Raw genomic sequence first — 17,444 nt, forward strand, 5'->3', positions numbered from 1 at the left:
AAAAAGCTTTCCACCCCCCACCATGCGATGAGGAGTCATATCCGGTATTAGACCCAGTTTCCCAGGCTTATCCCAGAGTCAAGGGCAGGTTACTCACGTGTTACTCACCCGTTCGCCACTAATCCCCCCACAAGTGAGGTTCATCGTTCGACTTGCATGTGTTAAGCACGCCGCCAGCGTTCATCCTGAGCCAGGATCAAACTCTCCGTTGAAGTAAAACAAAAACGAACACAACCAACACCCCCGGAAATAACGGRARACGAAGGCTGCAAAATTTGAAACCAGCTGTAAAAACCAGACCACACCACAGGGGCGGCACGGCCTGGCAAATTCAACCAATTCAATACAATAAATTGGTATCAACAAACTTGGCACACTATTGAGTTCTCAAACAACAGACACATTCGAATACTTCCCGAAACAATTCAGTAATTGAATTCTTTTGCTTCGTTTTTCTTCGCTGCGATGTTTATACTTTAGTTGATTCAAGTTTACTTTGCAAATCCCGGTATTTTCCGGATATTCATCTCAGTAAGCCGAATCCGCCCAGCAACAATCGAAGCTTTTCATCATCTTTGTGCCTTGCACATGACGAATTGCTTGATTTCGAAGGGGGTTTGTCACCACTCAGCGGCGGCGACTCAGAAAACATTACACGCTCCCCCGCGGCCGTGCAAATCGGCTGCGGAGGAGCGTGCATTGAAGCCGGAAGTACCTTAGGGGACCAGAACCTCCACGGTGGCCAGGTTCTTTTTGCCGCGGCGCAAGAGCAGGTACTGCCCGTGCAGTAGCTCATCTTCGGAGATGACAGCCTCCGGATCGGACACCTTCTCGTTATTCACGTAGGCACCGCCTTCACTGACTGTCCGCCGGGCAGCAGACTTGCTGTCCGCCAGACCTGAAGCCACCAGCAGATCAACGATCCCAAGCCCGTCCACCTGGACCCGTGCAGACGGAAGCTCCGAAGTCGCGGCCTCGAGCGTCGGCTTGTCCAATGTGGACAGGTCGCCATTGCCGAAGAGGGCAGCCGAGGCGGCGATGACTTTCTCGGTTGCTTCAACACCATGGACGAGTGACGTAACTTCGAACGCCAACTTCCGCTGGCCCTCCCGGGCAAACGGACGCTCAGCCACGGCAGCGGCAATCGTGTCGGTCTCCGCGCGGGTCAGGAAAGTGAAGACCTTCAGCCGGTCCACCACGTCGGCGTCGGCGGTGTTGAGCCAGAACTGGTAGAAGGCGTACGGGCTGCACATTCCGGCGTCGAGCCAGATGGCGTTGCCTTCACTCTTGCCAAACTTGGTTCCGTCCGAGTTGGTGATCAACGGCGTGCCTAGGGCGTGGACAGTCTTGGCCTCCACCTTGCGGATCAGTTCGGTGCCGCTGGTGAGGTTGCCCCACTGGTCCGAACCCCCAGTCTGCAGCATGCAGCCGTAGTCGCGGAAGAGCTGCAGGTAGTCCATGCCCTGGAGGATCTGGTAGCTGAATTCCGTGTAGCTGATGCCCTCATCTGAACTGAGGCGGGAGGCCACGGCATCCTTGCGGAGCATGGTGCCCACCCTGTAGTGCTTGCCGATCTCCCGCAGGAAATCAATCGCGCTCAGGGGCGCAGTCCAGTCAAGGTTGTTGACCATTCGCGCAGCGTTTTGGCCATCAAAGCTCAGGAAGCGGCGGACCTGGGCCTGCAGGTAGCCCACCCACTCATTCACGGTGTCCTTGGTGTTCAGCGTCCGCTCGGCCGTCGGCCGCGGGTCGCCGATCAGCCCGGTGGAACCACCCACGAGTCCCAGCGGCTTGTGGCCGGCCAACTGGAGACGGCGCATCAGGAGGAGCTGGACCAGGTTTCCCAGATGCAGGCTCGGCGCGGTGGGATCGAACCCGCAGTAATAGGTGACCGGTTCACCGGCGAGGAGCTTTTCCAGTTCCGCTTCATCGGTGGAGACGTGGACCAGGCCGCGCCACTTCAACTCCTGCCAGACATTGGCGAAGGTGGGGTCGTTCTGCTGGGATTCGAGATCGTTGAGTTCTGACACGACTTCTAAGTTAGCAGGATCGACGACGCCCGGCGCCGTCATGATCGGCGCCGGGCGTCAGAAGGGCAGCAGGGGACCAGCTCAGCCTTCGATACCGGCGGGAATACCGTCCGCGGCGATCAGCCTGAGCCGCTGCGTCGGACGGGTCATGGCCACGTACAAGTCACCCACGCGGCCGTGCTCATGGTTGAGCATCTCCGACGGTTCCAGCACCACAACGCCGTCGAACTCCAGGCCCTTGGCCTCGCGCGGGCTGATGACCACGATGTCCTGCTCATAGCTGCCCGCCCCGTTGCCGATACGGCGGCCGTAGACCGCGCGGAGGGCTTTGGTTGCAGCGGGAAGGAGGTCGCCGTCGGCAATCACCGCCAGCAGGCCGCCGTCGAGCGCTTCGAGTTCCTCGGGGAGCACCTCCACGAGGCGGCTGACCACCTGGCCGTGACCCACCTTGTCAATGACAGGCGACCAGCGTCCCTCCCGAACGGCCTTCGGGGCGGACACAACCAGCCCGGCCGCGTTGGCCATACGGGCGGCGGCTTCGGCGATCTGCGAGGGCGTCCGATAGTTGACCGTCAGCTCCTCCAACTGCCAGCGGTCACCAAACATGGGTCCCAAAGCACCCTGCCAGGAGTTGGCCCCGGCAACGGAACTCGTCTGGGCGATATCCCCCACGATCGTGAACGACTTCAGCGGGCACCGGCGGACCAGGAGGCGCCACTGCATCGGCGAGAGCTCCTGTGCCTCATCCACCACAATATGGCCGAAGGCCCACGTGCGGTCGGTGGTTGCCCGCTCGGCGGCCGTCAAGCGGTTCTGCCGCTCCTGGTTCTGGTCCACCAGTTCCTCGGCGGTCATCATGACATCAACGCCCATGTGCTCCATGTTCACCAGCGTCTGCTTGGCGTTGGCGAGATCGCGGGCACGGTCATGCTCTTGCTGGGCAAGCCCGCGGCCTGCGGCCGGATCGAGCTCACCAAGGAGTTCGGCCGCTTCGTCCAGGAGCGGGACATCCGCCTCGGTCCAGGGAGCATCCGCCGGGCGCAGCAACAGTGACTGCTCTTTGAGGCTGAGGTGCGGTGTGCAGGCCGCCAGCACGGCGGGTTTGCTCAGGAGTTCGGTGATCAGCTTCTCCGGAGTCATGGGCATCCAGCACAGGTTGAGTGCGATCCGGACATCGCGGGCCGTGCGGACGTCCTCCGCAAGATAGGAGCGGTCCGCATTGTTACCGATGCTCCCGGCCTCCACAAGCTCAGTCATCTGTTCTGTCAGCTCACGGAGCAGGATTTTGACGAACGTCAGGCGTGCCTCGTTGTGTGGCTTGCCGGTTGACCGGGCACGTTCGCGGGCACGGCTCACCTGCCGGGGCGTCAGCACCAGCTTCCGGCCATCGACCTCGAGGACGCGGTCCTCACCCGGGATCCGCTGCCGGTTGGCCACGGCGTTGGCCACAACCTTCGCCATGTCCAGCCGCCCCTTGATGGCTGCGACGTCGGCCTCGGGTTCAGGAACGGCGTTAACGCCCGGCATCAGGCGTCCCAGGCTCGCCATAACCACGCCGGTCTCACCGAGTGAGGGAAGGACACGTTCGATGTACTTCATGAACGACGACGACGGCCCCACCAGCAGCACGCCGGCAGTCTTCAGCCGTTCCCGGTGGGTGTACAGCAGGTATGCCGCACGGTGCAGGGCGACAGCCGTCTTCCCGGTGCCCGGACCACCCTGAACCACCAGGGCCCCGGAGATGGAGGACCTGATGATGCGGTCCTGCTCGGACTGAATGGTGCCGACAATGTCCGACATCCGGCCGGTACGCTTGGAGTCCAGCGCGGCCAGCAGCGCACCTTCACCCTGCAGCGAGGCGTCATCCGCCAGCATCCCGGCGTCGAGCACGTCATCCTCGATGGCCTTGACTTCACGGCCCTGGAGGATGAGGTGCCGCCGGCGCCGGACGCCCTGCCGGTCAAACGCGGTTGCCTGGTAGAAGTGCCCGGCTTCAGGCGCGCGCCAGTCCACCATGAGCCGCTGCAGGTCATCGGTGGTCAGGCCGATGCGGCCGATGTACTGGGCCTCACCGGAATCCAGGTCCAGGCGGCCGAACACCAGGCGGTCATCAACCGCATCGAGCTGGGCCAGGCGGTCCTCATAGAGCGCGGCAAAGGCATCACGTTCGGAAACATTCTGCATGGTGCCCACAGCACCGGCCCGGCGGACCTGTGCCAACTGCTGGCGCTTCTCAACGCGGAGCTCTTCGAGCCGCGCGTACAAGCCAGCGACATAATCGCGTTCGTGGGCCAAATCGGCGTCAAGCATTAAACGTTCCCCTATCGCAAAAGACAGACCGTCCATTCTACAACCATTTCGGTTAACGTGCCCGCCCGCCCCCTCGCCCCGGATGTCATCCAATGTTCACTTTTCCGGCCGCCTCCATCTGTTTCGGCGCGGGCCCCGGACTGATTCAATACTGCAATGCACCACGAGACTGTCCTGACCGGATACGGGCTTTCCCTCATCCCGCTAACACCGGACCATGCCCTTGCCCTGCACGACTTCGTGGATGCCACGATGTGGGCCGGCATGGCGGCACCGCAGCCGCGCACCGCCGGGGAGCTCACGGCATTGTTTGAGACCAAAATTTCCGATCCGGCCAGCCTGGCCTTCGCCGTGACGGACCAACGGACGGGTGCGCTCCTGGGCACCACTGCCTTGAACGCTTTCGACGCCGGACAGCAGCGGGTCGAGGTCGGCGGAACCTTTTTCGGCCGGCAGTTCTGGGGAAGCCACGTCAACCCGGCCAGCAAGCACGCCCTGCTCACCTTCGCCTTTGAGGATCTGCACGTCCAGCGGGTCGCTTTCCGGTGCGACGCGCGCAATGTGCGCAGCGCCGCGGCAATCGAACGGCTCGGCGCCACGTTCGAGGGTGTGCTGCGCAGTCACCGCACCGCGCCTGACGGCACCAGGGCGGACTCTGCCGTGTTCTCGATCCTGCAGCCGGAATGGCCTTCCGTGCAGCGCGACCTTCAGCGCCGGCTGGTGTCATTTGCCCAACAGGGCGACAGCCCGAGAGATCACGCCGAAATCCGGCCGGAAAGCCGACCCGGCCACGCCGGCGCCGCTATCTATGCCCGCCGGACCTTCGCGGCCTTGTAGCGGGAGACGGTGGGATCCCCGGGCAGCCAGAAACGCCAGGGGTAGTCGGCGGAACCGCCGTCGCCGGAGACCCCCACCCTGGGTCCGGAACTGTAAGCGGGGGCGGGCGCCGCCGGCAGCCGCAGTTCGAAGGGCTCCGCCAGCGCGTCCCGGCCGCTGTCCGCAGTAGTGAGGGCCAGGGCTGTGGCGAGGCGGGCGGGTCCGCTCGCCAGGTCCAGTGGTGATTTCGACGTCGGCCGCCTCACCAGCGCCAGGTGCCGCCCTTCCACCACCTCGCCCGCGCGCAACAGCACGCCCGACGCCGTGCCGGCAGGCCCGCAGACGATGTTGGCGCAGTAGTGCATCCCGTACGTGAAGTAGACGTACAGGTGCCCGGCCGGCCCGAACATGGGCGCGTTGCGGGCCGTGGGTCCGCGGAACGTGTGGGACCCGGGATCCGGGTGCAGGGAGTCACCGGGACCCATGTACGCCTCCACCTCAGTGATCCGCACGGCGACCGTCCCCTCGTGGCTGTTGTGGCTCAGGACGGAACCCAGCAGCAGCGGCGCGATTTTCCGCGCGTCACCGGAAAGCAGGTCCCGGAGCTGCGCCGGGGACTGTTCCGGCCCCGGGTGAGTGCTGCTGACGGTCATCCACCGACTCTACCGAACGCCCACGGCCGTGTCCGATTTCCGCTAGCACACCCGGAGCCAGGCTGGCAGGATAGGGGGATGGACTTCTGGCAGCGCTATCGCGCCATCGACGCGCGGGACACCCGTTTCGACGGGCAGTTCTACACCGCTGTCCGGACCACGGGGATTTACTGCCGCCCGTCCTGCCCGGCCCGGACCCCCAAAGCGGCAAACGTCACCTTCTACGAAACCTCCGCCGCGGCGCACGACGCCGGCTACCGGGCCTGCAAGCGGTGCCTCCCCGAAGCCGTTCCCGGGACGCCGGCCTGGAACGTCAGGCAGGACCTGGCCGGGCGGGCCATGCGGCTGATCAACGACGGCGTGATCAACCGCGACGGCGTGGAAGGGCTGGCGGCCCGGCTGGGCTACTCCGCCCGCCAGTTGAATCGGATCCTCAGCCACGAACTCGGCGCCGGCCCGCTGTCCCTCGCTCGGGCCAGCCGTGCCCAAACCGCGCGCACCTTGCTGGTCTCCACGTCCATGAAGCTTGCAGACATCGCCTTCGCGTCCGGCTTCAGCAGCGTCCGGCAATTCAACGACACCATGGTGGAGGTCTTCGCCATGACGCCCACCGCCCTGCGCGCCACTGCCCGGCACCACGCAGCCACCACTGCGGCGACGTCGCTGACACTGAGCCTGCCATACCGCGAACCGTTCGACCCCGGCGTTTTTTCCTTCCTCGCCGTCAGGGCGATCCCCGGGATCGAGGCGGGGACACCGACGTCGTACGCCCGTACCCTGCGGCTCCCCCACGGTGACGCGCGCTTCAGTGTGAATTACGACGACGGCGCACCGGGGCGGCCGCTGACCCTCACCATCGGCGCGGTGGACCTCCGGGACCTGCCCGCGCTGCTGAGCAGGGTGCGCCGCCTGTTCGACCTCGACGCGGACCCCGTTGCGATCGACAATGCGTTGGCTGCTGATCCACGCCTCGCCCCCTCAGTGGCGCGCGTCCCGGGGATGAGGATGCCGGGGGCGGTGGACCCGCAGGAGCTCCTGGTCCGGGCCATGATCGGGCAACAGATCACCGTGGCTGCAGCACGCACCGCCCTGACACAGCTGTCCGCCGCCGGCAGCACCAGCATGGTCCCGGGCGAGGGACTGGACCGGTTGTTCCCCACCGCAGCCGAGATCGCCGGTTCAGGCTACTCGCTGCTGCGCGGTCCCCAGCGCCGGATCGATTCCCTTCGGTCCGCCGCGTCAGCCCTCGCCGGCGGCGAGCTGGAGTTCGGCTACGGCGACGACCTGCCCGGGCTGGAAGCCAAGCTGCTCCCCCTGCCGGGCGTGGGACCTTGGACGGTGGGCTACGTGGCCATGCGTGTCCTCGGCGCCCCGGACGTCTTCCTGGCCAACGACGCCGCGGTGCGGAACGGCATTCGTGCCCTCGCTCCGGAAGCCAGTGGCGCTGAGGTGGGCACGGTTGTGGGCACGGCACCGAATTTCCGGGAGGTCAGCCCGTGGCGGTCCTACGCCACCATGCACCTGTGGCGGGCATCGTCGTCGTCGAAGGCCCCCAAGCGTAAACAGAACATTCCAGAGAAAGCGATGCAATGAAAGCCCAGCTGTTGACTATGTCCACCGCGGACGGTCCGTTCACCATCCTCGCGCAGGACGGCGTGGTCCTTGCGTCCGGCTGGACCGCCGAGCTTGGCGAGCTGACCGGGCAGATCCACCCTGAGCTGCGTCCCGCAGAGATGGAGGCCGTGACCGATCTGGGTCCGATTTCCCGGGCCGTGGAAGCGTATTACGCCGGAGACTCGGCCCCTGCCATGGCTGTTCCCGTTCTGCAGAGGTCCGGGCCGTTCAGGGCTCATGCCTGGGATGTGCTGAGGACTGTCCGCCCGGGGTCCCCGGTGACCTACACCGAATACGCCGGACTGTCGGGCAATCCCAAGGCGGTCCGGGCCGCCGCCAGCGCCTGCGCCTTCAACGCCGCTGCCCTGTTCGTGCCGTGCCACCGCGTGATCCGTACCGACGGTTCCCTGGGCGGCTTCCGCTGGGGCCTGGCCATCAAGGAGAGCCTGCTGGCGAGGGAGGCAAAGGAAAGCCTGCTGGCCCGCGAGGCGGTGTAGCCCCTACGTGAGCGGGATTCCGTCCGGGCCGAAGCGGTGCCGAATGTGCCGGCGGTCGTGGCGTGCCTGCCAAAACTCCAGTTCCGTTGGCCTGACCGCGTAGAGCTGCCAGTCGGGATTGTGGCTGCCGTCCGCGGCGGGCCGCGCGTCCCAGTCTGCCGCCGACGCCTCAGCAGACAGCTCAACCACCGGGCCGAGCACCCGGACCTGTCTGCCCAGCTGCGGCCAGAAGAAGTTCAGAGCCGCGGCGGGGTTGACCGCGAGTTCCCGGCCCTTCCGTGAGGTGCGGGATGTGGCGAAATGCCAGCCGTCGTCGTCGATGTCTTTCAGGATCAGCATCCGGGCGGATGGTTGGCCGTTACGGTCCGCCGTGGCGAGGCTGCAGGCGTGCGGTTGCAGCACCCCGGCAGCCAGCGCCTGGTCCAGCCATAGTTTGAAGCGCGCCACCGGATCGGCGGGTGCCGTGGCGGGGTCGAAGTCCGGCAGATCTGAGGGAAAATCCGGCAGGGCCCGGAGTTGGCTGCGGAAGGCGTCGCTCATGCCGCAATGGTAGCGGGGAGGTTCCGCCCGTTAACGCACAACGCTCTCTCACTTTCCTCAGGAAAGTGAGAGAGCGTTGTCAGAAAACCCGCATTAACGGAGAGAGCGTTTGACGGTCAGGAGGCGTAATCCCTGACGCCGGCTAGCTCGGCCTCCAGCGCCACAAGCTGGCGTTCGACGGCGGCCGGCGCGGTGCCGCCCTGGGAGTTACGGCTGTTGAGCGACCCCTGCGTGGACAGGACGGTGCGGACCTCGGGGGTGAGGTGCTCCGAGATGGCAGCGTATTCCTCGTCCGTCAGGTCCCACAGCTCCACGCCACGGCTTTCGGCCTGTTTGACCGCTGCTCCGGAGAGCTCGTGTGCCTCACGGAACGGAACACCCTGGCGGACCAGCCATTCCGCAATATCCGTGGCCAGCGCGAAGCCCTGGGGTGCCAGGGACTCCATCCGTTCGGTGTTGAACTTCAGCGTCGCGATCATGCCGGACACTGCGGGGAGCAGGAGCTCCAGCGTGTCGGCGGCGTCGAAGACCGGTTCCTTGTCCTCCTGCAGGTCGCGGTTGTACGCGAGCGGCAGCCCCTTGAGCGTGGCCAGCAGCCCGGTCAGGTTGCCGATCAGGCGCCCTGCCTTGCCGCGGGCCAGCTCCGCCACGTCCGGGTTCTTCTTCTGCGGCATGATCGATGAGCCGGTGGAGTAGGAATCGTGCAGGGTCACAAAGGAGAACTCCTTGGTGGCCCACAGGATGACTTCCTCCGAAACACGGGACAGGTCCACTCCGATCATGGCGGTCACCCACGCGAACTCGGCAAAGACGTCACGGGAGGCGGTGCCGTCGATCGAGTTGTGGGTTGCGGAGAAGAAACCCAGATCCGCTGCGACTGCCTCCGGATCCAGGCCCAGCGAAGAGCCTGCGAGGGCGCCCGAACCGTAGGGCGACACCCCGGCGCGCTTGTCCCAGTCCTGGAGCCGCTGCACATCGCGCAGCAGCGCCCAGGCGTGGGCCAGCAGGTGGTGGCTGAGCAGGACCGGCTGGGCGTGCTGCAGGTGGGTGCGGCCAGGCATGGCGACACCCTGGTGTGCCTTGGCCTGGTCCACCAGCGCTTCGATGGTGGCGAGCACGCCTCGCGCGATGATCCGCGCGTGGTCACGCAGGAACATGCGGCCCAATGTGGCCACCTGGTCGTTGCGGGACCGGCCTGCGCGGAGCTTGCCGCCCAGCTGGGTGCCGGCGCGCTCGATCAGTCCGCGCTCCAGCGAACCGTGCACGTCCTCGTCCGACTCCGCCGGCAAGTACGCGCCGGAGGCAACGTCAGCGTCCAGCTGGCCCAGGGCGTCGAGCATGCCTTCGAGCTCGGCGGCATCCAGCAGTCCGGCCTTGTGCAGCACACGCGCGTGCGCCTTGGAACCGGCAATGTCGTAGCGGGCCAACCGCCAGTCGAAGTGCGTGGACTTGCTCAGCGCGGCAAGGGCATCTGCGGGGCCGCCAGCGAACCGGCCGCCCCACAGTGCGCCGGTGTTGGTCGCTTCTGCCTTCTTGGTTTCGACGGGCTCAACCACGGAGTCTTACTTTCCTGCGACGCGGATATCGCGGCCCGAGGCGACCTTGGCGGACATGCCCCACAGCTCGATGAACCCGCGCGCCATTGACTGGTCGAACGTGTCGCCGGTGTCGTAGGTGGCGAGGTCGAAGTCGTAGAGCGAGGTCTCGGAGCGGCGTCCGTTGACGATCGCCTGGCCACCGTGCAGGGTCATGCGGATGTCCCCGGAGACGTACTTCTGGGTGTCTTCGATGAAGGCGTCCAGGGAGCGCTTCAGCGGGGAGAACCACTGGCCGTCGTACACCAGTTCGGCCCAGCGCTGGCCAACGGTGGCCTTGAAGCGGGCCTGCTCGCGCTCAATGGTGATGTCCTCGAGGTGCTTGTGCGCGGTGATCAGGGCCATGGCGCCCGGGGCTTCGTAGATTTCGCGGGACTTGATGCCCACGAGGCGGTCCTCGACGACGTCGATGCGGCCCACGCCCTGGGCGCCGGCACGGCGGTTGAGTTCCTTGATGGCCTGCAGCGGGGTGACCCGGACGCCGTCGATCGCTACCGGCACGCCGGCTTCGAAGGAGATAGTGACTTCATCCGGCGCCGGCGGGAACTCCGGGGTGGCGGTGTAGTCGTAGATGTCCTTGGTGGGGGCGTTCCAGATGTCCTCGAGGTAGCCGGTTTCGACGGCGCGGCCCCAGACGTTCTGGTCGATGGAGTACGGGTTCTTCTTGGTGGTCTCGATCGGCAGTCCCTTTTCCTCGGCGAAGGCGATGGCCTTGTCGCGGGTCAGGGCGAGGTCGCGGACGGGGGCGATGCACTTCAGGTCCGGGCCGAGGGTCTGGATGCCCACTTCGAAGCGGACCTGGTCGTTGCCCTTGCCCGTGCAGCCGTGCGCAACGGTGGTGGCGCCGAATTCGCGGGCGGCCTTGACCAGGTGCTTGACGATCACCGGGCGGGAAATGGCGGAGACCAGCGGGTAGTGGCCCTGATAGAGGGCGTTGGCCTTCAGGGTGGGCATGCAGTACTCGTTGGCGAACTCATCGGAGGCGTCGGCCACATAGGCTTCGACGGCGCCGCAGCCCAAGGCGCGCTGGCGAATGGTTTCCAGCGACTCGCCGCCCTGTCCGACGTCGACCGCTACCGCGATGACCTCGGCGCCGGTGGCTTCACCGATCCAGCCAATGGCTACGGAAGTATCAAGGCCACCGGAGTAGGCCAGAACAATACGCTCAGTCACGAAAATGCTCCTTAGTTGTTTGGTTCTTGGTTGTCTTCAAGTTTATGGCGCGAAGTTTATTGCGCTGCTTCCTCGGCCAGTTGCAGGAACCGGACGGCGAGGTCCTGCCCGCCCTGCGGATCCCGCGAGACCAGCAGCACGGTGTCGTCACCGGCGATGGTTCCCAGAATGGATGGCATCACCGAGTGGTCGATGGCCAGGGCAAGGAAGTTGGCTGCGCCCGGCGGCGTCCGAAGCACCGCGATGTTGGCCGACGCTTCGGCAGTGACCAGCAGTTCGCTGCACAGCCGGGCCAGCCTGGCGTCCAGGATTTCCTGGCTCACACCGCTCTTGGCCGCACGTTCTCCACCTTCGCCGGGGACGGCGTAGACCAGCACGCCTTCCTTGCCGCGCACCCGGACAGCGCCGAGTTCCACCAGGTCCCGGGACAGGGTCGCCTGGGTGACCTGGACGCCGTCGTCCGCCAGCAACGCGGCCAGCTCCGCCTGGGAGCGCACCGATTCACCCGTCAGGATGGCGGCGATGCGCGCCTGACGGGCGGTTTTGGTGGCCGGGCTAGCGCCCGGCGCTGCGGACGGGACGGACACTAGAACGCGCTCTCCCCGGCGCCTTCAACCGGCGAAAGGCCCTCGACGAATGCCAGCCCGGACCGGTGCATCAGCCACGCCATCAATGCCTTCTGGGCGTGCAGGCGGTTCTCGGCCTCGTCCCAGACGATGGACTGCGGGCCGTCGATGACACCGGCAGAGATCTCGTATCCGCGGTACGCGGGCAGGCAGTGAAGCACGACGGCGTCATCCGCCGCGTGTGCCATCGCCGCCTCATCGACGGAGTACTCCCGGAACAACTGCATCCGGGCTTCCTTTTCGGCTTCCTGCCCCATGGAGACCCACGTGTCTGTAGCGACGACGTCGGCATCCTTAAGGGCTGCGGTGGCGTCGGTGGTGACCAGGACGGACCCGCCAGTCTCGGCTGCGCGCTCCTCGGCTGCGGCGACGATCTCCGCGGCCGGCAGGTAGCCCTCTGGCCCCGCGATGCGGACGTGCATTCCGGCGGTGACACCCGCCAGCAGGTAGGAGTTGGCCATGTTGTTGGCGGCATCGCCAAGGTAAGTCATGGTCAGGCCCTTGAGCCCGCCCTTGTGTTCCTTGACGGCGAGCAGGTCCGCCAGGAGCTGGCAGGGGTGGTAGTCATCGCACAGGGCGTTGATGACCGGCACCTTGGAGTTTTCCGCCATGGCCACCAGGCCGGCGTGGGCACCGGTGCGCCAGACAATGGTGGACACCATGCGCTCCAGCACCTTGGCGGTGTCCTCCACCGATTCCTTGTGGCCGATCTGCGCCTCGCCGGGGTTGATGATCAGGGCGTTGCCGCCCATGTCCGCGATGCCGGTGGCAAACGACACCCGGGTACGCGTGGAGGTCTTATCGAAGATGACGGCAACGGTCTTGCGGCCGTTCCCCTTGGCGGCAAACGGCTGCACGCTGTACGGCTCAGCCTTCATCCGGACAGCAAGCTCCAGGACCTCTGCCTGCTCGGCGGGGCTGAGGTCGGTGTCCTTCAGGAAGTGGCGGGTGGTGCTGGGTGCTGCACCGGAGGATGAAACTACGGGGGTCACTTCGCGTCCTTAGCTGTCTGGAGGAGGGCCGGGAGGGCGGCGAGGAACGTGCCGGCCTGTTCGGTGGTGAGGACCAGCGGCGGGGCAAGCCGTATGGTGCGGGGTCCTGGACTGTTCACGATGAAGCCGGCGTCCAGTCCTGCAGTGACCACGGCAGGGGCCACGTCCGCATCCAGGTCAAAGCCGATCAGCAGGCCTTCGCCGCGGACTTCCGTGACGCCGTCGACGCCGGCCAGTCCGGTGCGGAGGTACTCGCCGACCTTCGCGACGTTCTCCAGCACGCGTTGGCTTTCAATTGCGTGCAGCGTCGCCAGTGCGGCCGCCGTCGCCACCGGGTTCCCGCCGAAAGTGCTGCCGTGCTGACCGGCGCCGAGGAGCGACGACGTCTGCTCGCCGAAGGTGACCAGCGCGCCGATGGGGAACCCGCCGCCCAGGCCCTTGGCCAGGGTGATGGCGTCCGGAACAATCCCGGCGTCCTCGCTGGCGAACCATTTCCCGGTGCGGCCAATGCCGGTCTGGACCTCGTCCAGGATCAGCAGGGCGCCGGCCCTGGTGGTCGCTTCCCTGGCTGCCTTGAGGTAACCGGCGGGCAGGGGCCGGACGCCGGCTTCGCCCTGGATAGGTTCCAGGAAGACGGCGGCCACGGTCTCGTCGATGGCAGCTTCGAGTGCTGCGACATCACCGAACGGGATGTGGACCACGCCGCCGGGCAGCGGCTCGAACGGTGCCCGGTAGGCTTCCTTGGCTGTCAAGGCCAGGGCACCCATGGTGCGCCCGTGGAAGGCACCTTCGAGGGCAATGATCTTGGTGCGGGGCGCACCGTTGGGGCCCGTGTTGTTTCGCCGGGCCAGCTTGAAGGCGGCCTCCACGGCTTCCGTGCCGGAGTTGGCGAAGAACACCTTGGAGCCGGCAGGGGCGTGCGCCAGGGCCAGCAGTTTTTCGGCCAGCGCGATCTGAGTGGGGCTGGTGAAGAAGTTGGAGACGTGCCCCAGGGTGGCCAGCTGGCTGGAGATCACGGACGTGACAAACGGGTTGGCGTGTCCCAGGGCGTTGACGGCAATACCGCCGAGCAGGTCCAGGTATTCCTTGCCGTCCGCGTCCCAGACCAGGCAACCGGCACCACGGACCAGCACCCGCTGAGGGGTACCGAAAACACCCATCAGCGACGTGGAGTAGCGGGCCAGCCACTCAGCGCCGCTGGTGTGGCCTACGAGTGCACTTGCGGCGGACTGGCTCAGTTCTGTGTTGTTCATGCGTTCACCTCTTCGTCGGGGACGACCTGCGTGCCGATGCCCGCCGTCGTAAATGTTTCCAGGAGCATGGAGTGCGGCAGCCTGCCGTCAACGATGTGCGCGCGCTCCACTCCCCCTTCGATGGCTTTGAGGCACGCTTCCATCTTGGGGATCATGCCGGACTCGAGGGACGGCAGCAGCTCGCGCAGTTCCGACGCCGTCAGGGAGGAAATGAGCGAGGACCTGTCCGGCCAGTTGGCGTAGAGGCCTTCGACGTCGGTAAGGATCACCAGTTTGGATGCCCCGAGGGCTTCGGCCACGGCGGCCGCTGCCGTATCGGCGTTGACGTTGAGGACCTGGCCCGTGGTCTGAACCTCTCCAGCCGCTGTCTCGACGCCGTGGGATTCGATCTCCGGGGCGACGGTGGAGATAACCGGAATGCGGCCGGCGGCCAGGATGTCCAGAATCCCCTCCGGGTTCACACCCACTACTTCGCCCACCAGGCCGAGGTCCACCTCCTCGCCATCAATGACGGTTCCGGTGCGGACGGCCTGCAGCAAACCGCCGTCTTCGCCGGACATGCCCACTGCGTAGGGGCCGTGGGAGTTGATGAGGCCCACGAGTTCGCGGCCGACCTGCCCCGTAAGCACCATCCGGACCACGTCCATGGCTTCGGGGGTGGTGACGCGCAGGCCGCCCTTGAACTCTGACTCGATGCCCAGCCGCGCCAGCATGGCGTTGATCTGGGGTCCGCCGCCGTGGACCACTACAGGATGGATGCCTACATGGTGCAGGAACACGACATCTTCGGCGAACGCCCGGCGCAGCTCCTCGTTGACCATGGCGTTGCCGCCGTACTTGATCACCATGGTGGTGCCGGCGAAGCGCTGGATCCAGGGCAGCGCCTCGATCAGCGTGCCTGCTTTGCTTTGGGCATCGCTCATGGACGTGGTTTCGCGGGTCTGGGTGTTCATGCGGCGGTCTCTCCAGGGTTGCTGGCGGATCTAGCTTGAGTAGGCGCTGTTCTCGTGGACGTAATCGTGGGTGAGGTCGTTGGTCCAGATGGTTGCCTCGGCGTCACCGGACTGCAGGTCGATCTCTACCAGGACTTCACGGGGTTCCAGGTCCACCAGGTTGCGGTCATCGCCGATGCTGCCGTTCCGGCAGATCTGGATGCCGTTGATGGCCACGTTCAGCTGGTCCGGTTCAAAGACGGCGTCCGTGGTTCCTACTGCGGACAACACGCGGCCCCAGTTGGGGTCCTTGCCGAAGATGGCTGCCTTGAAGAGGTTGGACCGGGCCACGGACCGGCTAACAGTTTCGGCGTCCCGCTCGGAGGCTGCATTGAAGGTCCGGATGGCGATGTCGTGGCTGGCTCCCTCGGCGTCTCCGATGAGCTTGCGTGCCAGTTCTGCACACACCCGGGTGAGCCCGGTACCAAACGCTTCGGCGGACGGAACAGCGCCGGACGCGCCGGAGGCCAGCAGCACCACGGTGTCGTTCGTGGACATGCAGCCGTCGGAGTCCGCCCGGTCGAAGGTGACGCGCGTGGCATCGCGGAGGACGACGTCGAGCATTTCCGCTTCGACAGTGGCGTCGGTGGTGAGGACCACCAGCATGGTGGCGAGCCCGGGTGCCAGCATGCCGGCTCCCTTGGCGATCCCGCCGATGGTGAATTCCTGGCCGTCCGCGTCCGTTCCGATGAACAGCGCAGACTTCGGCACCGAGTCGGTGGTCATGATGGCGTTTCCGGCATCCGGGCCACCGTCAGTGCTGAGCGCCGCGGCGGCAGCTTCAACGCCGGGGAGGATCTTGTCCATCGGCAACTGTTCGCCGATCAGGCCGGTGGAGCAGACAAAAACGTCCGTGGCTGAGATGCCGAGGACTGCGGCGACCTTCTCGGCTGTGCTGTGTGTGTTCTGGAAGCCCTGGGGACCTGTACAGGCGTTGGCCCCGCCGGAGTTGAGCACCACGGCGTCCACCCGGCCGTCGGAGACAACCTGACGGGACCAGTGGACAGGTGCCGCGGCCACGCGGTTGCTGGTGAATACAGCGGCCGCCGTCTTGGACGGGCCGTCGTTGACTATCAGGGCGAGGTCCGGCTTACCGGACGTCTTCAGGCCGGCGGTGACGCCGGCGGCCCGGAATCCCAAGGGGGCGGTTACGGTCACGGGGCAACTCCCTGCAGGTTAAGGCCGGCCGTTTCCGGCAGGCCGAGCGCAATGTTCATGGACTGCACGGCGCCGCCGGCAGTCCCTTTGGTGAGGTTATCAATGACGCAAGTCACAATCACACGGCCGGTGTGCTCGTCGAAGGCCAACTGCATGGCCGCATGGTTGGACCCAACCACGGACTTGGTGGTGGGCCATTGCCCCTCAGGGAGCAAGTGCACGAACGGCTCGTCGTCGTAGGCATCCGCCCACGCCTGGCGAAGGTCAGCGGCAGTCGTGCCGGATTTGACCTTGGCGGTGGCCGTGGTGAGGATGCCGCGGCTCATGGGTGCCAGCGTGGGGGTGAAGGAGACGATGACACGTTCGCCGGCCGCCTTGGAGAACCCCTGTTCCATCTCCGGCGTGTGCCGGTGGCCGCCGCCCACTCCATACGGGCTCATGGAGCCCATGACCTCAGAGCCGATCAGGTTCACTTTCGCAGCCTTGCCTGCACCCGAGGTGCCGGAGGCGGACACTATGACGACGTCGTCGGGCTGAAGCAGTTTGGCGGCAAAACCTGGCGTCAGCGCCAGCAGCGCCGACGTCGGGTAGCAACCGGGGACGGCGACCCGGGTGGCACCCTTGAGTGCCTCACGCTGGCCGGGTAGTTCCGGCAGGCCATAGGGCCACGTGCCGGCGTGGGCGGAGCCGTAGAACTTCTCCCACGCCGCCGGATCCTCGAGGCGGTGGTCTGCGCCGGCGTCGATCACCACGGTGCCTGCGGGAAGCTGCGCCGCAATCTCGGCGGACGCGCCGTGCGGTAGCGCCAGGAACACCACGTCGTGACCGGCAAGGTTTTCCACGGTGGTGTCTTCGAGGATGCGGCTGGCGAGCCCGTGCAGGTGCGGCTGGAGTTCACCGAGGCGGGAGCCCGCATTACTGTGCGCAGTGATGGCGCCAATGGTCACGTCCGGATGGCCCGCGAGCAGGCGCAGGACTTCTCCTCCGGCGTAACCGCTGGCCCCGGAGACGGCAACAGAAATAGTCATGGCTAAAATCTTACAGCAAAAGTATTCAGTGTGCCCGATATTTATGCAGGCACTGCTTCCTGCCCCGGGCCGGTTGGACACGTACCCGTAGGCTGGAGTGAGGGTGATCCTGACCGTGCAGTCCGAATGTCGGCTGCAGCGTTGCCCGTAACTGTGACGAGGCCCCG

The 17,444-nt window shown here is 65.9% G+C and carries 15 protein-coding genes and 1 rRNA gene; 3 read left to right on the forward strand and 13 right to left on the reverse strand.

The genetic code is table 11. The annotated features are described in order from the left end of the window. From AC1DIM_RS09555 to AC1DIM_RS09565, 3 genes are all read right to left on the reverse strand, one after another. Positions 1-212, reverse strand: a 16S ribosomal RNA gene (locus tag AC1DIM_RS09555); the annotation flags it as partial. A gap of 504 nt (positions 213-716) precedes the next feature. Then, positions 717-2,030 carry a tyrosine--tRNA ligase gene (gene tyrS / locus AC1DIM_RS09560; protein WP_477710246.1) on the reverse strand — a complete coding sequence of 438 codons (1,314 nt, stop codon included), beginning with the start codon at positions 2,028-2,030 and terminating at the stop codon, positions 717-719. 81 nt (positions 2,031-2,111) lie between these two features. Next, on the reverse strand, positions 2,112-4,340 hold the full coding sequence (locus AC1DIM_RS09565) for a HelD family protein (RefSeq protein ID WP_477710247.1): 2,229 nt from the start codon (positions 4,338-4,340) through the stop codon (positions 2,112-2,114). Positions 4,341-4,496: 156 nt separating this feature from the next. On the opposite strand from AC1DIM_RS09565, the gene AC1DIM_RS09570 reads away from it, so the two are divergent. Then, on the forward strand, positions 4,497-5,177 hold the full coding sequence (locus tag AC1DIM_RS09570; RefSeq protein WP_477710248.1) for a GNAT family N-acetyltransferase: 681 nt from the start codon (positions 4,497-4,499) through the stop codon (positions 5,175-5,177). Here AC1DIM_RS09570 and AC1DIM_RS09575 read toward each other — a convergent pair. Next, positions 5,147-5,809: a DNA-3-methyladenine glycosylase gene (locus AC1DIM_RS09575; protein ID WP_477710249.1), complete on the reverse strand. Its 663-nt coding sequence runs from the start codon at positions 5,807-5,809 to the stop codon at positions 5,147-5,149. The two genes, AC1DIM_RS09570 and AC1DIM_RS09575, sit on opposite strands and share 31 nt — an antisense overlap. 78 nt (positions 5,810-5,887) lie before the next feature. Between AC1DIM_RS09575 and AC1DIM_RS09580 the strand changes: the two genes are divergently transcribed. After that, positions 5,888-7,402 (forward strand): DNA-3-methyladenine glycosylase 2 family protein, encoded by a 1,515-nt coding sequence (locus AC1DIM_RS09580; RefSeq protein ID WP_477710250.1) that lies wholly within the window; start codon positions 5,888-5,890, stop codon positions 7,400-7,402. Then, entirely contained in the window at positions 7,399-7,920 is a 522-nt protein-coding gene (locus tag AC1DIM_RS09585; RefSeq protein WP_477710251.1) for a methylated-DNA--[protein]-cysteine S-methyltransferase, read from the forward strand. Before AC1DIM_RS09580 ends, AC1DIM_RS09585 begins: the two co-directional genes overlap by 4 nt. A 3-nt stretch (positions 7,921-7,923) precedes the next feature. Here the strand turns inward: AC1DIM_RS09585 and AC1DIM_RS09590 are convergent, their stop codons facing one another. The 9 genes from AC1DIM_RS09590 to argC all read right to left on the reverse strand — a co-directional run bounded on the left by AC1DIM_RS09590 (position 7,924) and on the right by argC (position 17,277). After that, the gene (locus tag AC1DIM_RS09590; RefSeq protein WP_477710252.1) at positions 7,924-8,460 is read right to left on the reverse strand and encodes a pyridoxine/pyridoxamine 5'-phosphate oxidase; all 537 of its coding nucleotides are present in this window, start codon (positions 8,458-8,460) and stop codon (positions 7,924-7,926) included. 116 nt (positions 8,461-8,576) lie between these two features. After that, on the reverse strand, positions 8,577-10,016 hold the full coding sequence (argH, locus tag AC1DIM_RS09595) for an argininosuccinate lyase (RefSeq protein WP_477710253.1): 1,440 nt from the start codon (positions 10,014-10,016) through the stop codon (positions 8,577-8,579). A gap of 6 nt (positions 10,017-10,022) precedes the next feature. After that, positions 10,023-11,228 carry an argininosuccinate synthase gene (locus tag AC1DIM_RS09600; protein ID WP_477710254.1) on the reverse strand — a complete coding sequence of 402 codons (1,206 nt, stop codon included), beginning with the start codon at positions 11,226-11,228 and terminating at the stop codon, positions 10,023-10,025. A gap of 56 nt (positions 11,229-11,284) precedes the next feature. Beyond that, a complete protein-coding gene (locus AC1DIM_RS09605) occupies positions 11,285-11,815 on the reverse strand; it encodes an arginine repressor (protein WP_477710255.1) in 531 nt (176 codons plus the stop codon). Then, entirely contained in the window at positions 11,815-12,846 is a 1,032-nt protein-coding gene (argF, locus tag AC1DIM_RS09610) for an ornithine carbamoyltransferase (RefSeq protein WP_477710256.1), read from the reverse strand. The genes AC1DIM_RS09605 and argF overlap by 1 nt, the downstream gene beginning before the upstream one ends. Then, a complete protein-coding gene (locus AC1DIM_RS09615; RefSeq protein ID WP_477710257.1) occupies positions 12,843-14,099 on the reverse strand; it encodes an acetylornithine transaminase in 1,257 nt (418 codons plus the stop codon). The genes argF and AC1DIM_RS09615 overlap by 4 nt, the downstream gene beginning before the upstream one ends. Further along, complete coding sequence (gene argB / locus AC1DIM_RS09620) at positions 14,096-15,052, reverse strand: acetylglutamate kinase (RefSeq protein WP_477710258.1); 957 nt, start codon at positions 15,050-15,052, stop codon at positions 14,096-14,098. Before argB ends, AC1DIM_RS09615 begins: the two co-directional genes overlap by 4 nt. 30 nt (positions 15,053-15,082) lie before the next feature. Beyond that, positions 15,083-16,249 carry a bifunctional glutamate N-acetyltransferase/amino-acid acetyltransferase ArgJ gene (argJ, locus tag AC1DIM_RS09625; protein ID WP_477710259.1) on the reverse strand — a complete coding sequence of 389 codons (1,167 nt, stop codon included), beginning with the start codon at positions 16,247-16,249 and terminating at the stop codon, positions 15,083-15,085. After that, on the reverse strand, positions 16,246-17,277 hold the full coding sequence (gene argC, locus AC1DIM_RS09630) for an N-acetyl-gamma-glutamyl-phosphate reductase (protein WP_477710260.1): 1,032 nt from the start codon (positions 17,275-17,277) through the stop codon (positions 16,246-16,248). The genes argJ and argC overlap by 4 nt, the downstream gene beginning before the upstream one ends. Between the last annotated feature and the right edge of the window lie 167 nt (positions 17,278-17,444).

The organism is Pseudarthrobacter sp. 01T43, assembly GCF_056398665.1.